20 protein-coding genes are annotated in these 15893 nt (G+C 45.5%); 9 read left to right on the top strand and 11 right to left on the bottom strand.

Going from position 1 to position 15893, the window contains the following annotated elements:
• The first annotated feature begins 24 nt into the window (after positions 1-24).
• On the top strand, positions 25-852 hold the full coding sequence (locus tag QUA50_RS04385) for a Uma2 family endonuclease (RefSeq protein ID WP_333260489.1): 828 nt from the start codon (positions 25-27) through the stop codon (positions 850-852).
• 124 nt (positions 853-976) lie between these two features.
• Here the strand turns inward: QUA50_RS04385 and QUA50_RS04380 are convergent, their stop codons facing one another.
• Positions 977-1786 (bottom strand): MOSC domain-containing protein, encoded by an 810-nt coding sequence (locus QUA50_RS04380; RefSeq protein ID WP_333260491.1) that lies wholly within the window; start codon positions 1784-1786, stop codon positions 977-979.
• A 127-nt stretch (positions 1787-1913) separates the two neighbouring features.
• Complete coding sequence (locus QUA50_RS04375) at positions 1914-2213, bottom strand: putative quinol monooxygenase (RefSeq protein WP_333142728.1); 300 nt, start codon at positions 2211-2213, stop codon at positions 1914-1916.
• A 116-nt stretch (positions 2214-2329) separates the two neighbouring features.
• Between QUA50_RS04375 and QUA50_RS04370 the strand changes: the two genes are divergently transcribed.
• Entirely contained in the window at positions 2330-2896 is a 567-nt protein-coding gene (locus QUA50_RS04370; protein WP_333260494.1) for a hypothetical protein, read from the top strand.
• An 11-nt stretch (positions 2897-2907) separates the two neighbouring features.
• Here QUA50_RS04370 and QUA50_RS04365 read toward each other — a convergent pair whose 3' ends face one another.
• Positions 2908-4005, bottom strand: coding sequence for a DNA methyltransferase (locus QUA50_RS04365; RefSeq protein WP_333260497.1), 1098 nt, complete (start codon positions 4003-4005; stop codon positions 2908-2910).
• A 74-nt stretch (positions 4006-4079) separates the two neighbouring features.
• On the bottom strand, positions 4080-4757 hold the full coding sequence (locus QUA50_RS04360; RefSeq protein WP_333260499.1) for a hypothetical protein: 678 nt from the start codon (positions 4755-4757) through the stop codon (positions 4080-4082).
• Between the two features lie 274 nt (positions 4758-5031).
• Between QUA50_RS04360 and QUA50_RS04355 the strand changes: the two genes are divergently transcribed.
• The gene (locus tag QUA50_RS04355) at positions 5032-5511 is read left to right on the top strand and encodes a hypothetical protein (RefSeq protein WP_333260502.1); all 480 of its coding nucleotides are present in this window, start codon (positions 5032-5034) and stop codon (positions 5509-5511) included.
• 118 nt (positions 5512-5629) lie between these two features.
• Here QUA50_RS04355 and QUA50_RS04350 read toward each other — a convergent pair whose 3' ends face one another.
• A complete protein-coding gene (locus tag QUA50_RS04350) occupies positions 5630-6133 on the bottom strand; it encodes a hypothetical protein (RefSeq protein WP_172186420.1) in 504 nt (167 codons plus the stop codon).
• 452 nt (positions 6134-6585) lie between these two features.
• Between QUA50_RS04350 and aroA the strand changes: the two genes are divergently transcribed.
• Positions 6586-7941 carry a 3-phosphoshikimate 1-carboxyvinyltransferase gene (aroA, locus tag QUA50_RS04345; protein WP_333260503.1) on the top strand — a complete coding sequence of 452 codons (1356 nt, stop codon included), beginning with the start codon at positions 6586-6588 and terminating at the stop codon, positions 7939-7941.
• A gap of 137 nt (positions 7942-8078) precedes the next feature.
• On the opposite strand, the gene QUA50_RS04340 is transcribed toward aroA, so the two are convergent.
• Together QUA50_RS04340 and QUA50_RS04335 are read right to left on the bottom strand one after the other, a co-directional pair.
• The gene (locus QUA50_RS04340; RefSeq protein WP_333260506.1) at positions 8079-8516 is read right to left on the bottom strand and encodes a CAAD domain-containing protein; all 438 of its coding nucleotides are present in this window, start codon (positions 8514-8516) and stop codon (positions 8079-8081) included.
• Between the two features lie 196 nt (positions 8517-8712).
• Positions 8713-9720 (bottom strand): 2-hydroxyacid dehydrogenase, encoded by a 1008-nt coding sequence (locus QUA50_RS04335; RefSeq protein ID WP_333260509.1) that lies wholly within the window; start codon positions 9718-9720, stop codon positions 8713-8715.
• A gap of 244 nt (positions 9721-9964) precedes the next feature.
• Between QUA50_RS04335 and QUA50_RS04330 the strand changes: the two genes are divergently transcribed.
• On the top strand, positions 9965-10969 hold the full coding sequence (locus QUA50_RS04330) for an ion transporter (protein ID WP_333260512.1): 1005 nt from the start codon (positions 9965-9967) through the stop codon (positions 10967-10969).
• A gap of 215 nt (positions 10970-11184) precedes the next feature.
• Here the strand turns inward: QUA50_RS04330 and QUA50_RS04325 are convergent, their stop codons facing one another.
• The 3 genes from QUA50_RS04325 to QUA50_RS04315 form a co-directional block, all read right to left on the bottom strand.
• Positions 11185-11919: an ABC transporter ATP-binding protein gene (locus QUA50_RS04325; RefSeq protein ID WP_333260515.1), complete on the bottom strand. Its 735-nt coding sequence runs from the start codon at positions 11917-11919 to the stop codon at positions 11185-11187.
• 265 nt (positions 11920-12184) lie between these two features.
• Positions 12185-12841, bottom strand: coding sequence for an energy-coupling factor transporter transmembrane protein EcfT (locus QUA50_RS04320; protein ID WP_333260518.1), 657 nt, complete (start codon positions 12839-12841; stop codon positions 12185-12187).
• Complete coding sequence (locus QUA50_RS04315) at positions 12834-13763, bottom strand: energy-coupling factor ABC transporter permease (protein WP_333260520.1); 930 nt, start codon at positions 13761-13763, stop codon at positions 12834-12836. Before QUA50_RS04315 ends, QUA50_RS04320 begins: the two co-directional genes overlap by 8 nt.
• On the opposite strand from QUA50_RS04315, the gene QUA50_RS04310 reads away from it, so the two are divergent.
• Positions 13763-13897, top strand: a complete 135-nt coding sequence (locus QUA50_RS04310) for a hypothetical protein (protein ID WP_333260523.1) — start codon at positions 13763-13765, stop codon at positions 13895-13897. The two genes, QUA50_RS04315 and QUA50_RS04310, sit on opposite strands and share 1 nt — an antisense overlap.
• 595 nt (positions 13898-14492) lie before the next feature.
• On the opposite strand, the gene QUA50_RS04305 is transcribed toward QUA50_RS04310, so the two are convergent.
• A complete protein-coding gene (locus QUA50_RS04305) occupies positions 14493-14630 on the bottom strand; it encodes a hypothetical protein (protein WP_333260526.1) in 138 nt (45 codons plus the stop codon).
• Positions 14631-14814: 184 nt separating this feature from the next.
• On the opposite strand from QUA50_RS04305, the gene QUA50_RS04300 reads away from it, so the two are divergent.
• From QUA50_RS04300 to QUA50_RS04290, 3 genes are all read left to right on the top strand, one after another.
• Positions 14815-14940, top strand: coding sequence for a hypothetical protein (locus QUA50_RS04300; protein ID WP_333298510.1), 126 nt, complete (start codon positions 14815-14817; stop codon positions 14938-14940).
• A gap of 111 nt (positions 14941-15051) precedes the next feature.
• Positions 15052-15288, top strand: coding sequence for a hypothetical protein (locus QUA50_RS04295; RefSeq protein WP_333260527.1), 237 nt, complete (start codon positions 15052-15054; stop codon positions 15286-15288).
• Positions 15289-15404: 116 nt separating this feature from the next.
• On the top strand, positions 15405-15839 hold the full coding sequence (locus QUA50_RS04290; RefSeq protein ID WP_332954961.1) for a ferritin-like domain-containing protein: 435 nt from the start codon (positions 15405-15407) through the stop codon (positions 15837-15839).
• Positions 15840-15893: the final 54 nt, after the last annotated feature.

The following is a 15893-nucleotide window of genomic DNA, read 5'->3' as shown; positions in this document are numbered from 1 at the left end:
AAGCTGCAATCCTTGAGAGGTAGCATGACCCCGGCAACCGAAAAGATTGTCCTTCCCTCTCCCTTCCCCGACCACACTCAACTGCCAGAGGAAGACGGCACTTTTGTGAAGAATTTTCAGGAGCATCCCCAGAGCATTCTTTTGACTGATTCTATCGGGTCGGTATTGCAACGGCTTCATCCCGATGGGCAATATGCTATAGGGCAAGACTGCGGCATCTACTGGCGAGAAACTGACCCGCAAGAAAAGGGAGCAGAAGCTCCTGATTGGTTCTACGTGCCGAACGTGCCACCCAGACTAGGAAATCAGATTCGTCGCTCTTACGTGCTGTGGCGGGAATTCATGGCTCCGATGATTGCTTTGGAGTTCGCATCGGGAGATGGTTCAGAAGAGCGGGACACAACGCCGCTATCGTACTCGGAAGTTGGAGAGGCGCCAAGGCCTGGGAAGTTTTGGGTATATGAGCGGATCGTGCGGATTCCGTTTTATGGTATTTACGAGATCAATAGTGGCAGGCTGGAGGTTTACAACCTGAACAATGGGTTTTACCAGCAGTTGCTTCCGAACGATCGCGGTCATTATCCGATCGCGCCAATGGGCGTAGAATTAGGACTGTGGGAAGGCAGTTATCAAAACCAGACAATGCTGTGGCTGCGGTGGTGGGACAGCGAGGGCAATTTGCTGCTGACAGGTACAGAACGAGCTTCTTTAGCAGAGCAGGCTTTGAGTGCAGAAGCCCGAGCACGGCGGGATGCCATCCCTCGGTTGTTGGCAATGGGATTGAATACACAGCAAGTGGCAGAAGCACTGGGTTTATCAGTAGAGGAAGTTAGGCAGCATTCACAATCTTAATGTCGCTTTTGATTAAGAATAGTCCTGGACGCAGAAACCGGGTTTTTTTACAAAAATACTGCATTTTATCCTTGAATGCTGGTGAAAAACCCGGTTTCTTTGGTATTTATGCGTAAGTCCTAATCTATTTTGAAGAAGTCAAAACATCGCCGATTTTAACTGTGCCGCTGTTGATAATTTTGGCTAAAACTCCTGTTTGTGCGTGACCGAATTCCTGTTGCAGTAAACTGAGTAGAGAAATATCCCGATCGCCTGTTTCTGGATTCACTTCTATATTGACACAGCGACCGATTCGTGCTGTAACTTCTATGCGCGCCGTGCCTAATTGAAACTGTTTTCCGATCAACTCAAATTCTGACCAAGCTGCCATACCTTCTAGCACAATGTTCGGGCGAAATCGGCCCACGTCAATGTGGCTACCCGCCCTTGCTGTTAATTGGTCTAATGTGGCTTGACTGAGTAAAGAAATGTGTACGGGTTCTCGATCGGGATAGCGAGTTTCGCCGCTGCTGTCGCCGACTAATTGCAAAGGTGCAAATTGCGGGTGTCGGGCTTCTTTTGTGGGTGCAATTGCTGCCAAATATTCTGTGAAAAAACTGCCGATGCGATCGCGCCCCGCTGCTGTGTTTGTTTCTGCGGATAACACTGCAACTCCTTCGCGCTTGACTGTTAAAACCGCCGTTTCCGGTTGATAATCACATTCTAAAGCTGCTAACATCGGCCAATCGTTTTGGACGGCAAAATGTTTTTTGCTCATCCAAGGCATATTTTGGGCGGGCATCTTTGCCGCTTCAAGATTATTTGCAAACATTAAGGCAAAAGCTCGATCTCCCTTAATTCCGTGTCCTGCTGTTAAAGCAAACTCCGACATTTCTTGCGGGGTCAGCCCTTTAATTGGATAAATAAATAACTGTTTTATTGTTGCTAATGTCATAAAAATTTTTTAAGTTACTACAATTTTAACTTTCACTCTTGTCCCACCCCCTACTCCCCTGACTAAGGGGGGCTAGGGGGGTCGAAGCTATTTCACACACATTAATAAAATGGCTATAAAAACCCGATTAAGCTAGCAATTCATAGCGGCGGATATCTGGAGGCCCAACGGCCAAACCGTCTAATTTCTGCACGGCGTCTTGAATGTGAGTTGAACCGAGATGCAGTTCGAGCAAATCTGCGCTTTCCCACTCTTCAACATAGGTAAAATCTGTGGGATCGGCTTGATTTTGCAGGAGTTCGTATTTGATGCAGCCTTTTTCTTTACGAGTTGGTTCTATAATGCTCAGCAGCAGAGATTTAAGTTCTGCTACTTTGTCGGGAAACGCGACGAGGCGGGCGACTACTCGCAAGGTTGTTTTGGACATAGGAGAAAGGAGGCTCTTCTATTTTAATTGAATTTACGGATTTCAATGGGGCAAACACTGCCATCAGTAACCACTGTAGCGCGGAATGGAACCAAATCAGCAGCGTACTTGCTGCTATGCCACTGCACGTAAAAGCTTCAGCTCAAGCTGGATTTCTGGGCGATCCAGTTTTCGATCCTGTAGCAACAAATGAATACATCAAAACAGAGTTGGTCAAACTTGGCTGGCAAGCCAAAATCCCGATTCCGGCGATTTATCGATTTTTGGGAACAGATGTTGACTTTGGTTCTGGTGGTGCGATTGCAGAAGTTCAGTTTTCTCACTATGCACTTCTATTAAACAATACTGTGCGATCGCAATTGTTTTTCAACACTAAGACGCCTCTGACAGGACAGCCCGTTAAGGTTGTTATTATAGTTACAAGATCACAAATGTTTCCTGCTGCTAATAGCAGCCTTTACTACGAGCAAGCTGTGAACCAGTTAACAGTATTATCGGCCTCTCTATTTAATGTACCGCTCAGAATAGTTGGTTTATTCGAGGAAAGGAATACAACAGTACCTGCAAAATTGACTGTTTACAGCGCTCGAACATCAAGGACAATAGTAACTCAGCAAGAGTGTGAATGTCAAATAATTTCAGGACGCTCGCCCCGCAGTCGCAGTTCTATTCGGATTATTTGAAAAATGATATACTAGCTCCACAACTCAAGTTCTAATTGCTCTCCAATTTTAGTAGACTTCAGCGTTTTCTTACCGTTCCCATTTAGCTTGAGGTCTACTGGTGGAGCTTTTCCCCGAATATCTGCAGCAAAAGCAGCTTCCTCATAGAGCAAGCGTTTCTCCATTTCTTCTAAGTGATACTCTTCGGGATATATTTTTGCTTTGCTGCGTTCAGTTGGTTTTTTACCTACTTGTACGTCAAACCGAAATCCTTCAATTGGCTGTCCGGTTTTTTCTACATAGTCCCGCAGAGTTTTTAAGTTGGGGAAATAGCCGCGCTCGTCCGGTTCCCCGCTTAAACGACGCAGCGCAACTTGATAATATTTTAGATCCAATTCTGCACCGATAAAATGCCGATCGCAGTTTTTAGCTACAACTGCCGCCGTACCCGAACCCATATAAGGATCGAGAACAACATTACCTTTCACGGTTGTAGTCAAGACAATTCTAGCTATTAAGTCTTCGGGAAATTGACAGGGATGTATAGTTTGTTCTTCGTGGTTGTGTTTGACGTTGCGGAACATCCAAATGTCGCCTGGGTTTTTCCCGTCAGGATTGCATGAAAGTTCGCCTTTGCGAGATCCCCGGTAATGTTTTTTATTTTGATACTTTTGCGGGACTCTAATATCGTCTAAGTTAAATATATATTCATCGGATTTAGTAAACCAAAGAATTGTCTCGTGGCGGCATGAGAATTTCTTTCTGCCGTGCAAACCGTGCTGTCTCCCCCAGATAATTCGATTCCGAGGAATTAACCCGCAGGATTCTAGAATTGGAAAGAAGCGAATATCGAGCGGAATTAGCGTACCCCGATCGGAGAAAGCACCGACTTGCCAGAACAGCGAACCTGATTTTCTGAGAATTCGGCTGCACTCTTGGATCACAATTCTCTGTTCTTCTAAATAAATATTGAGAGCTTGCTTGGTTTCGTATTCCTTGCCCAAATTGTAGGGAGGAGAGGATACTACTAAATCAACGCATTCATCTGGCAAGCTGCTCAGAAGTTCCAGACAATTTCCCAGAAGTATCCGATCGAGCGGGAGCTGTTCTCGGTTCTGGTGCTGCTGCATTTGCTTTGCCTTTAATTTCCAAAAAAGTTATACTTCAACTGAAGATAACCCAAACCAGCCAATTAGTCAATACCTCAATCTTTGGGATAAAATCGCTTGTTTTCTGTAGAATATTCCCAGGCAATAGCCTCCGGGTCTTTTTCGCGGCTCCACTGAGCAAACTCCGGCTTCTGTTTCCACTTGCCGATCGTAGTTGCGTGAACTTTGAACCTGCGGGAGAGTTCCGTCTGGGTAAAAGAGATTTTGGGTTTTTGAGGAGTTTTGGTTGGAGCAATGGGGAATAAATTTGGTTTTTTCTCTTGTGTTTTTTCCCGATTTGTGGGAGGCTCTTGAACAGCTATTGTCGCATTAGCTGTTTCGCTTTGATTGACAGTTGGAGCTATTTGAAAATAATACAAAATTCCGCCTTGTTCCGTCACTTCAAAATCTGCGGCAAACTCAGAGGCTCGTTCGTCGAGATACTCTTGAACCTTTTCTCCGGGCAGTTTCGCATTCATCGCCAAATCCAAAGCCGTCACTCGCCCTTGATTTTCCTTGATCAACTTGTAGAAAACCGAGTCTAAATGAGCGAGTTTATGTTTTTGCTGCTGCTGGTAGAGCTTGTAAGCCCAAGCAATGCCCGCTGTGGTGGCGATCGCCCAAAACATCCTTCCCGACTCGAAACTGGCAACCGCCGTCAAGGAAATAGGCAAAAGCAAGGTAAGATATCCCCAAATGCTTCCCTTTTTTAGGTTATTGCTGTTTTTGACCATAGTTCCTAAACAGGTACGTAGTTTAGCTTAGTAGAGCGTGTTTGAGTGCCGCAAAAGTTTTTCGACAGTCGATATATCGATCGGCCCGCTGACACACCCAAAAACGGATACTGTGCCGCGTACACTCGCCTTGTGGACAATCCCTAATTTTAGACCAAAGTTCCAGCTCCTTTGATTCAATGTCGCAAGTAAATCGAAAATCGAAAATCGAAAATGGGCTGACGCACTCTACTATAAAATCCCAGAATCTATTTTTTTTTTCAACCGAGGGTTCATGTACTTTTTTCGCAAACAGATTGCCATCCTGCTGATAGTTGTTGCTTGCTGTACGCTGACGGTTAGTTGCAGCGAGAGTCGAACTGTCCAGTGTACTAAATTTACTGAAATTGTCAACAAAGGCAACGCTCTCATTGATGTCGATAAAGACAGCAACGATGCTGCAACGACCGACAATTTAGCTAAAAATTTGAACCTGATAGCGAATGAACTTGAGGATCTGCGAATAACAGATCCAACCCTAAAAGAAATTCAGGAGCCATCGGTTAAATCCTTCCAGGAAATTAGTCAAGCACTCGGCGACATAAGCAAAAGCCTTCAGGCTGGAAATCTCGCTTCTACAAGTATAGAAGGTCGAGAGCAAATCCAAACAGCTCGAGCCGATATTATTAGAGCCGGACAGCAGGCGAATCAAGCAGCCGCAAATCAAGACGCTTTGACTAGCAAACTGATGAATTATTGTAAGGGCGATCGCTAAAAGCTAAGAGTTTTGAGTTTTGAGATTGCCACGCGAACCCCAACAACCCACGGGGGGTGAATGAATTGGAGGAATGCGTCGCCTTCACCTACTATCCACCGCTTTGCAATTACCCAATTTAGTGATGAATTTCTAGATTCAAAATATAGCGACCGAGTTGCACTTTCTCCGACCACAACTCATATTCTAACCGCAGGTGTTCCGGTTCTGGCGTTCCTGTCAGCGTCAAGTTGCGGGTGAAGTTGCGGAGTCTCAACTGTTCGGGAGTCGCCAGCGATTCGCCCTGAAGCCAATAACGGCTCAGGCCGTACATTCCTCGTTCCCAGCAGTGGCGGTAACTGTATTTGCCGTTTCCTTGCATGGTCATAATGACTCGATAGGGCGAAACTTCTAGCCATAGCAACCGGGGTTTTGTAGTTGGGGGCAAGATTGTAACTTGCTCGGCAGAGGCGTCGGAGTCGTCGGAAAATTGGCGATCGATTATTGCTGGTTCGTGCAACAACAAGTGAAAGCGATCGCGGTCTTTTTGATAAAGCGTACCAGCGGTTTCAACAACTGACCACAACGGTAAATCTGTGGATACCAGCGATAAACTTACAGGCTTGCGGTGATGCGTCAGCATAAACAAAAGTGTAGGAGTTGTTGTGGATCGGGCGGTTTGAGATTTGAGATTTGAGATTTTAGGCTTTAGATTTTAGATTTTAGATTAGCTGGGTTCCAAATTCCGGAGCTTTTGCTTAAAAAAATGAAAAATCTACAACTGGCAATCGAAAATCTAAAATTGTTTAGTCAAAATTCAATCATCTGGTCAATCGCTCAGAGCAGGATATGAAATCTAAGCATATACACGGATAATTTTTGTGAAATTAAGGTGAAATTAAAGTGAAATCTGTGCCTTTGCGTCCGCACTCCCATGTCGTCTAGAACTGACAGCGGAGTCTCCGGGCGAGTTTAATCAGCCTTTGAGTTAACCCGACACATTGGGAAAAAACCCGCAGCCCGTACAAAAGACGACTGACTTAGGACAGGGAAAAAGGTAGGATAGCTAACGCCATCCAATCCTAGTTTATCTCAATGCAAGCTGACATTATAACTACTACGCTTCTTGACAAAAGCCAAACTTTAAGCATTCAAAAACCGGCATCGGGCTTGTCGCTGGTGGGGAGGATTCGAGTTCCGGGCGATAAGTCGATTTCTCACCGAGCTTTGATGTTGGGTGCGATCGCCCGAGGTGAAACTACTATTGAGGGACTACTCCTAGGGGAAGACCCCCGCAGCACGGCTAAATGTTTCTCGCTCCTGGGAGCCAAAGTTTCGGAACTCAACGCGGAACGGGTGACAGTCACGGGTGTCGGAATTGGCGAGTTAGAGGAGCCTGTGGAAGTCTTGGATGCGGGTAATTCCGGCACGACGATGCGGCTGATGTTGGGAATTTTAGCCTCTCATCCGGGGCGTTTTTATGCAGTAACTGGTGACAGTTCTCTGCGATCGCGCCCCATGTCGCGCGTCATTAAACCGCTGCAACAAATGGGAGCGCAAATCTGGGGTAGAAAGAGCAATTCTTTAGCTCCTTTAGGGATACTGGGACAGCAGTTAAAACCGATTCACTACCATTCTCCGATCGCCTCGGCTCAAGTTAAATCTTGCATTTTGCTCGCCGGTTTGATGGCGGAGGGAGAAACTACAGTCACAGAACCCGCTCTGTCGCGGGATCACAGCGAGCGGATGCTGCGGGCGTTTGGAGCCCGATTGAGCGTCGATCCAGAAACTTGCAGCGTGACAGTTACTGGGCCGACACAACTGCAAGGGCAGAATGTGATTGTACCGGGGGATATTAGTTCGGCAGCATTTTGGCTAGTTGCTGGGGCGATCGTCCCCGGTTCGGAACTCGTAGTCGAAAATGTCGGCGTCAACCCAACTCGTACAGGGATTTTGGAAGCTTTGGAAATGATGGGCGCCGACATTGAACTGCAAAATCAGCGAGAGGCCGCCGGAGAACCTGTAGCGGATATTTTGGTTCGCAGTTCCGGCCAATTGCGGGGATGCACCATTGCGGGCGACTTAATTCCCCGACTGATTGACGAAATCCCGATTTTGGCCGTAGCGGCAATCTTTGCATCGGGTACTACAATAATTCGAGATGCGGCCGAGTTGCGAGTCAAAGAGAGCGATCGGCTGGCCGTGACTGCTGCGGAACTCAACCGCATGGGAGCTCAAATTTCCGAGTTACCCGACGGTTTAGAAATTACCGGGGGAACTCCTTTGACCGGCGCGGATGTTGACAGCTACACCGACCACAGAATAGCGATGAGTTTGGCGATCGCAGCCCTCAATGCCACAGGTATTACTAACATTCACCGGGCTGAAGCTGCTGCCATTTCCTACCCCGACTTTACCGCCACTTTGCAACAAGTTTGCCATCCTAATTAAGAGCGGGCATTGGCCCGCGCAGGGCATTGGGCATTGGTTGCTGGTTAATTGTTATCGGTTATTGCTATAGCCTCACAAATAACAAATAACCACTAACAAATAACAAATAACCAATGACCAATGACCAATGACTTCCTCTAAGAATCTCTACCTACAACTTGTTCTTTTAAAGAATCAATTTCCGTTAACAACTCTTGGCGGTCGGAAGCCTTGAGCAGATAGCGGTAAACAAACCAACCCGTATATCCCATGCCAATCAACTCAAAAACTGGAGCTACCAAAGGGACATCATTAAGAGCACCTAAAACTCCCAGCATTACCTTAATACTAATACCGCCTGCCAGGATTAAACCAACAGTTATGAGGGGCTTTTGGTAGTCAGCGAAAAAATTAGAGAGATAGGCTGGAAGTTCCGACAAAATTGTAATAACTTGGTCTTTAATATCTTGGAACTGGCTGGCCGTTGTTTCTGTGGTTGTCACTGTAGTCATGACCCCCGGTTTGTCCTCCACCAGATCTACTGTCACGACTTCAGTGATTGTTTCTGTCTCGTCCGAAAAGTTAGCTTGTGTCATTGAATACTTCCTCCGTTGTCAGGTAAAATTGCAGGCTGTGAATTGCTGCCAGTATAATTCTCCGGCAATTAGCACAGCATCCGCGCTGCAGGGACTAATTGATGAGACTAAGGCAGAGTTTCACAAATTGCAAGCAAAAATAACGATATGACTTGATTTTAAACAATTGCCTCCGCTGCCAAATCGGTCTTTTGACTCATTTTTTCACTCGATCGAGGTCGATTTGATTCGGGCAAGGGCGTCCTTGTTCAAAGTCGGTGATATTGGCGATCGTGGTTTCGGCGATATTTTTCAAAGCTTCCTCGGTGAAAAAAGCTTGATGTCCGGTAATCAGGACGTTTGGAAAAGTCAGCAAACGCTGAAAAACGTCGTCTTGAATGACCTGATTTGACAAATCCTCAAAAAACAGATCCGTCTCTTGTTCGTAAACATCTAAGCCTAGGTAGCCAATTATACCAGACTTCAGTGCTTTGGTGACAGCTTTAGTGTCAATCAACTGACCGCGGCTGGTATTGATCAGCATCATCCCCGGTTTCATTTGCCCGATCGCCTCTGCACCGATTAAATGGTAAGTTTCCGGTATCAGCGGACAGTGGAGGCTGACAATATCAGAGGCGGCGAACAGTTCCGGGAGTGCGGCGTATTCCATGCCTAGGGCGAGGCAATCTGGGTTTTGGGAAACATCGTATCCCAGGAGGCGGCACCCGAATCCGTGCAAAATTTTGGCAGTAAGTGCGCCAATTTTGCCAGTCCCGACAATTCCCACCGTTTTGCCGTGGAGATCAAAACCCAAGAGGCCGTCTAGGGCGAAATTGCCTTCGCGGACGCGGTTGTAGGCCCGATGTATTCTGCGGTTGAGGGACAAAATCAAAGCGACTGCGTGTTCGGCCACTGCGTAGGGAGAATAAGCCGGAACTCGGAGGAGAGTTAGATTTAAATCCTTCGCTGCTGCTAAATCGACGTGATTGAATCCGGCGGATCTCAGGGCCAGCAAGCGGACGCCTTTTTCGGCAATGCTAAGCAGCGTTTTCGCGTCCAAGGAGTCGTTCACGAACGCGCAGACTGCCGGAAATCCAGCAGCCAAAACGCTGGTTTCCAGGTTCAGACGCGGTTCAAAAAAAACTAAATCGTGTTTGCCGCCGACATTCGCTGCTTCCAGAAATGTGCGATCGTAGGATTTGGTGCTGAATACGGCTACCTTCATGATTTTTGCCTGCAAACCCAGTAATAGTTGGAACTTTTTTCCCGATCGACTCTAAATTTTACTAGACTACCGTTGTCCCAAACAACCCACTTTCCATGAGAAACATTGAATTTCGTAACAATAGCCTCTCTGAAGAAGTCATTTTTTTAGCTTGAGGGCAACTCCTGCTTAATTTTTTGAATTTAATTGCTTATACTGTAGTCAAGCGCGAGCGTTAATTGCTAAATTCTCAGGACAAACTCAAATGCGTAAAAAAATCAAAACTATAATTTATAAAATTTTAGAAACATCAGAATCTAGCAATTTATACAGTTTAGCAGATGATGTTTTCATAACTTGTTTGATTGTGATTAACGTCGCAGCTTTTATTGCTTCTACTTCCCCCAGATTGTCGCCAGAACACACATCGCTTTTGGCAAATATCGAAATTGTTTCCTCCTTAATATTTACAATAGAATATATTTTGAGGCTATGGGTTTCTACAGTCGATCGCAGATATAGCCACCCGCTTTGGGGAAGATTGAAATATGCTCTTACACCGCTAAGCTTGATAGATTTAATTTCAATCTTACCTTTTTACTTCTTGCTGTTATTTCCGAGTTTTAACTTCGTCAACTTAATTCGTGTTCTGCGCTTGTTGCGGTTGCTAAAAATGAGCCGTTATTCAGATTCACTCAGAACTCTGGGAGTAGTATTGTACGCTAAAAAAGAGGAGTTAATTGCCACTGCCTTTGCAGTTTTTATTCTGTTAATATTTGCCTCTAGCGTCATGTATTTTGTTGAAAACGAGGCGCATCCAGAAACTTTTGCGAGCATCCCCGATGCAATGTGGTGGGGAGTTGTGACATTAACTACTGTCGGTTACGGTGATATTTATCCAATCACTCCTTTAGGGAAATTTTTAGGAGCAATATTGGCATTTTTGGGAATCGGAATTTTTGCGTTACCTGCGGGACTCATTGCTGCGGGTTTTTCCGAGGAACTACAAAAAAGAAAGCAGGAAAAAAAAGCTGAAAAATTAGAGGAATTTGCGAATTGTCAATCGGTCAAAAGGATGGCGGAAATCGAGGTCGGGTTTAAACAAAACCAAAGTGCGATCGCGCTTCACATCGAAAGTTCATCTGATTTGATGAAAATGTGTGTTTTAACGGCGAAAGAAAAGTTTGGAAATGATTTTAAAAATGAAGAAATTATTCGCGATTTAGCTATTCATTTTTATAATGAAGCTGTTCGCAAATTCGAGCTTTAATGACAGATATATGTTACCTATAATTGCGACCGAAGCGTTAGCAGAGCAAGCCGAAGGAAAGCAATCACTTGCAGTTATGACAATCAAGCATCCAGGATACAAGCCCCCGGATTCATCCGTGAGGTGAATGCTTCAATTCTAAAATCTAAAATCTAAAATCTAAAATCTAAAATCGATTGACCGCTTTATGTACAGCACTAATGACTAATGGCTAATTACCAGTCTGGCGGCAAATTGTAATATTCAAGAGTCGATCGATCTTTTAGCAATTCTTGCGTTTCTCGATCGACCTGAATCTGACCGTCAGCCAAAACTAACGCCCTTTGAGTCGTTTTCCCGATCCAATTCAAATTGTGGGACGCGATCAAAATTACCTCGATCGGCAATTGGGACAAAACTGACGCCAAATGACGCCGCCACGAGGGATCTAGTCCGTTCGTCGGCTCGTCTAAGATTAAAATTGCCGGCTCTAATGCTAAAATTGCTGCCAAGGCTGCTAATCTTCTTTGACCTCCCGAAAGTTGGTGGGCAGAACGGTTGGCAAATTCTACTAAACCAAATTCGTCTAATAGGGCTAAAGCTCGATCGCGCGCAACTCCCGGCGGCACTCCGTAATTGCGCGGCCCGAACATGACATCTTCCAAAATAGTCGGCATAAATAGCTGGTCGTTAGCATCTTGAAAGCAAAATCCAATCTGCTTGCGCGCCTGGGATAACGTCGCCTCTTCCAACTTTTTTCCCTGCACTCGAATCTCGCCCGCTTGAGGGATTTTTAATCCGATCAAGTTTTCGAGCAAAGTGCTTTTACCAGCACCTGTCAGGCCGAGTAGAGCAACTCTTTCTCCTGGTTGCAAACTAAAAGAAATTCCCCGCAATATTGGCTTTTGATCGGGATAGCCAAATACTAAGTTTTCTACTTCGATTGTTGGCACTGATTTTAGTCTAGTCAAGTTTTATTTTCCTCTATTTTAGGATTAAGAGTGTTTAACCGCAGAGAGCGCTGAGGGCGCAGAGAGGGGAAGGGAGAAGGCAAAAGGTAGAGGAATGAATTAATCAATTACCAATTCTACTCGTTCACAGGCTCTGCCTGGGAACGCAGATCGGGAGGATCTGCCTCGAATTTTCCTCCGCAAGAAGCGAGCCAGAGCCTCTGGATATGGATTCCCAGGCAGAGCCTGGGAACCAGTTAAAACCAGTTAAATGCCCCAGGCCCAATTAGGAATAACCATAAGAAGCTATTGTTAATCCGGCTGCCATTACAATTGCTACTGTCAGCCAGAGTCGCTCTTTTGGTGTTGATTTTGATTCGGCAGGTAAAGCTCCTTGATACCCGCGAATTAGCATTGCTGCGTGTACTCTTTCTGCCCGATCGAGACTTCGCAAATAAAGCGCTCCGATCATGGAAGCACTGGCGTAACGCAGCCATCCTCCGGTACCTGACAAGCCCCGGAGTTGGGCAGATATTTTCATGCGGTTGACTTCGGACAGCAGGATTTCTAAGTATTGTCCTGTTAAAAGTACAATTTCTTGCAAACCTGCTGGTAGGGGTAATCCTTTGAGGGCGATTCCGAAACTGTGGGGTGGCAAAGTTAGCAGAAAGCTGTTCATAATTAGCAGGCAAATTAGGGAACGCAGCAACAAAAAACTGGCGCGTTCCCAACCTTGGGGCAGCACTAATAAGGAGAGAAAAATCAATTCTGCTCCCAACAGTTGCGCTAGGGTTCGCACCGGAGCCCTGAGCCAAAACGACCAAAAAAGTGCGATCGCCCCGTAAATTCCCAGCCACAGCCAAGCCCCTGTCTTCAGAAAACTCATGCCAATCACAATTGTGAGAGACACTCGCAATCGAAAAGGTATGGACAGTTTAGACATCTTTAGGTTTTACCACCAACTGAGCAATCCCAAAAGCCGCGCCGAAGCTGAAGGCAGACCCTAAAAGTCCAGCAATGCTAGTACCAATCGGCTGTTCTTCTAATCCTTTAACTGTGTAATCTGCTAAAGGAGTGGGATTTTCGATCGCCACAGCTTCTTTATCTTTAAAGCCGTATTTTTCGGCTACCGCTTCTAACCCGTCAGGCCAACTTGATGCAAACAGTGAAAGCACCCCGGAAATTAATAAAACTCCGATTACTGGCACTACCCATTTCTGCAATTGTGGCTGTTCTCCCGGCAGTAAATCCGGCCGCACTTTGACGAGATAAGTTAAAACGCCGCCTGTAATTACCCCTTCGCCAATCCCAATTAAAATATGTACCCCTACCATTGCTGGCAATGCGATATTGAGCCCTACAGTACCAGAAATTGCCAATTGGATCGCCACACTAATCGAAGCAGCCACGACGCTGAGGGCAGCGGCAATACCCGCTGCTAGGGGCAAACGATTTCTAGAACCTCCCAAAAGTTGCTGCAATGGCTGCAACAGCCACCAGCCCACCCAAATGCCAACTAGCCCCATGTTAAAAATATTAGCTCCCAAGGCGGTGATGCCCCCGTCGGCAAACAAGACGCTTTGAATTATAAAAACTGTGCTCATGGCCAAAGTTGCCGCCCAAGGACTCCCCAAAACGACGGAAGCTAGCGCCCCTCCCAGCAAGTGGCCGCTAGTGCCGCCAGCTACCGGAAAGTTGATCATCTGGGCTGCAAACACGAAAGCTGTAGTTAAGCCCATGATTGGGGCTTGTCGGAGTCCAAGACTAGCGCTGGTTCGATTTAGGGCAACTGCGATTGCTGCTGCGCTTGCTATGCCGGTGGCAATGGCTACTGGCGGTGAAAGAAAACCATCAGGTATGTGCATTGATGTATCCTAACGAGAGAAGTTCCAACTCTTTAGTCAACTATTTATTACTAAAATTTAAAACCCCCTCTGGGGGCATTAATGCGATCGAGCGATCGGGGGATTTGCGGCTGGCGATCGCTTATTTGACATAGATTCGGGCTTCACAGCCAAAGTTTTGAGGATGAGAAATGTAACATTAAATAATCCTGAAGAATTATTCGGATATTTTACCGAGCACCCCCGCATTCAAGGTTTTTGATAAGAACGATCAATGTTTGTTTACAGATTAACCTGCCAAATGTATTTACCATCAAGCTCAAGCAATAATTTAAAAAAAATATCAATAAAAAACTGAAAATCCCTAATTGGTTTTATTCCCACTCTTGAGAATAACTTACATTAAATTTTTGACCGAAATCATTCAGGATACAAGTCCCGTATTCATCCGTCCAGAAATAAAAGACCTGTATCCCATGAAACTTGCCGAACGTATTTATCTCGCGCAAGTCAGTCGATTTTAGATTTGAGATTTTAGATTTTAGATTTGAGATTTGAGATTTTAGATTTACCCCACAGATAAATCTGGGAGCTTGAACAAGAGTCTAAAATTTTGATCTTTCCACGACTCCTGCACGTGGCAGCGTATCCGTTTTTGGGCTGGGTCAATGCTTTAATCTAAAATCTCAAATCTAAAATCGCGCAATCGACTGACTTTTCCCATCGCAATGTGGCGCGTTAGTGAACATCTCATATTTGTAAAAACACTTCTTCCTCTTCCCTCCTTCCTTCTTCCTCTTCCCTCCTTCCTTCTTCCTCTTCCCTCCTGCCTCCTGCCCCCCAGCAAGAGAGCCTCAAAACTCCAATTTTTAGCTGGGCTGCTTTCATTCAGATGCTCCCGCGCGTTAGCCAAAAACAAAAGTTTCGCGGTTTTCATGTCAAGTCTTTGACAATCGAGGGGTCAAATCCCGCTAATGCTGTTGCTAAGGGGGTTGCCTAACTAGCTATTGCGAGTAACAGTGCGCTTCCGGCTGCAAATAATTCCAGTTTAGCTGTTGACAACCCCAAAAATTTGCCTGAAAAGTCTCCAGACGTTGTACCTTTCACTAATATGTCTACTGAAACGGCTATGGCAAGTAGGGCTACACATAATACTCTCCAAGCTGTACCTGTATCAGCAGCCCAGCAGAAAGTTTAGGCGGTAGATGGAACAAATCAGACAGCAGAAATTACGGCTGGCGCTAAACTAGATGAGTTAACTCTGAAAGTCTACGATCGCATCGATCGAAGTTGGCAAATTAGCCCTACGTTGAATCAAAATCTAGTCTATCGAGTCAGTACAAGTCAAGATGGGGCGATGGCGTTCCGCCCCGCAAGCTACGGCAATTTCGAGCCGCTCAATCAACCAGCCAAGGATTACACCAAAGAAACTCCTTTGCCAAATCTCCTCAAATCTTCCGAAACTAGCAGCAGTAACAGTGCAGCACCAGTCGCTAAGTTTACTGTAGTGTTTGCTCCTACAGGAACCTTAGAAGTTAACCCCTAGCTCACATACAACATCTCTCCGGTAAGGCGCACCATCAGCACCTTACTTTTCATTTTTAACTTAAATGTGATATTATAAACAGCGCCCTCTAAGGCATTCTACCTCTAAAACAACAAATGAAAGAACTTGACGAGAAAAAAACCCAGGAACTGCTATGCACCATCATGGAATGGGAACTTGCAGGTGTCGTGCGCTATACCCACTATTCACTAATGGTGACAGGGCCAAACCGGATTCCCATCGTGCAGTTTTTTAAAGCACAAGCAACGGAATCTCTACTCCACGCCCAACAAGCAGGAGAAATTCTCACCGGTTTAGAGGGGCATCCCAGTCAGAAAATTGCTCCCATCGAAGAAACATACAAACACTCGGTGAAAGACTTGTTGGAAGAAAGTTTAAATCACGAGAAAAAAGCGCTCAAAAAGTATAAATCTTTACTTGAAGTTGTGACTGACTCCAGCGTTTATTTGGAAGAATATGCCCGCAATCTGATTGGACAAGAAGAATTGCACCAAGTAGAATTGAAAAAAATGCTGCGGGATTATAGTTGATTTAATCATTAGTTAATTGTTATTGGTTATTGGTTATTGATTATTTCCAATCAC

Origin of the sequence: Microcoleus sp. M2_D5 (assembly GCF_036701935.1) — a bacterium.
GTDB lineage: Bacteria > Cyanobacteriota > Cyanobacteriia > Cyanobacteriales > Microcoleaceae > Microcoleus.
The sequence above is the reverse complement of the archived record's forward strand: the minus strand, read 5'-3'. Positions and strand labels throughout refer to the sequence as shown.

Coding starts and splice junctions, on each gene's coding strand:
- QUA50_RS04385 (WP_333260489.1), top strand. CDS start 25: ATGACCCCGGCAACCGAAAAGATTGTCCTTCCCTCTCCCTTCCCCGAC.
- QUA50_RS04380 (WP_333260491.1), bottom strand. CDS start 1,786: ATGACATTAGCAACAATAAAACAGTTATTTATTTATCCAATTAAAGGG.
- QUA50_RS04375 (WP_333142728.1), bottom strand. CDS start 2,213: ATGTCCAAAACAACCTTGCGAGTAGTCGCCCGCCTCGTCGCGTTTCCC.
- QUA50_RS04370 (WP_333260494.1), top strand. CDS start 2,330: ATGCCACTGCACGTAAAAGCTTCAGCTCAAGCTGGATTTCTGGGCGAT.
- QUA50_RS04365 (WP_333260497.1), bottom strand. CDS start 4,005: ATGCAGCAGCACCAGAACCGAGAACAGCTCCCGCTCGATCGGATACTT.
- QUA50_RS04360 (WP_333260499.1), bottom strand. CDS start 4,757: ATGGTCAAAAACAGCAATAACCTAAAAAAGGGAAGCATTTGGGGATAT.
- QUA50_RS04355 (WP_333260502.1), top strand. CDS start 5,032: ATGTACTTTTTTCGCAAACAGATTGCCATCCTGCTGATAGTTGTTGCT.
- QUA50_RS04350 (WP_172186420.1), bottom strand. CDS start 6,133: ATGCTGACGCATCACCGCAAGCCTGTAAGTTTATCGCTGGTATCCACA.
- aroA (WP_333260503.1), top strand. CDS start 6,586: ATGCAAGCTGACATTATAACTACTACGCTTCTTGACAAAAGCCAAACT.
- QUA50_RS04340 (WP_333260506.1), bottom strand. CDS start 8,516: ATGACACAAGCTAACTTTTCGGACGAGACAGAAACAATCACTGAAGTC.
- QUA50_RS04335 (WP_333260509.1), bottom strand. CDS start 9,720: ATGAAGGTAGCCGTATTCAGCACCAAATCCTACGATCGCACATTTCTG.
- QUA50_RS04330 (WP_333260512.1), top strand. CDS start 9,965: ATGCGTAAAAAAATCAAAACTATAATTTATAAAATTTTAGAAACATCA.
- QUA50_RS04320 (WP_333260518.1), bottom strand. CDS start 12,841: ATGTCTAAACTGTCCATACCTTTTCGATTGCGAGTGTCTCTCACAATT.
- QUA50_RS04315 (WP_333260520.1), bottom strand. CDS start 13,763: ATGCACATACCTGATGGTTTTCTTTCACCGCCAGTAGCCATTGCCACC.
- QUA50_RS04305 (WP_333260526.1), bottom strand. CDS start 14,630: ATGAAAGCAGCCCAGCTAAAAATTGGAGTTTTGAGGCTCTCTTGCTGG.
- QUA50_RS04290 (WP_332954961.1), top strand. CDS start 15,405: ATGAAAGAACTTGACGAGAAAAAAACCCAGGAACTGCTATGCACCATC.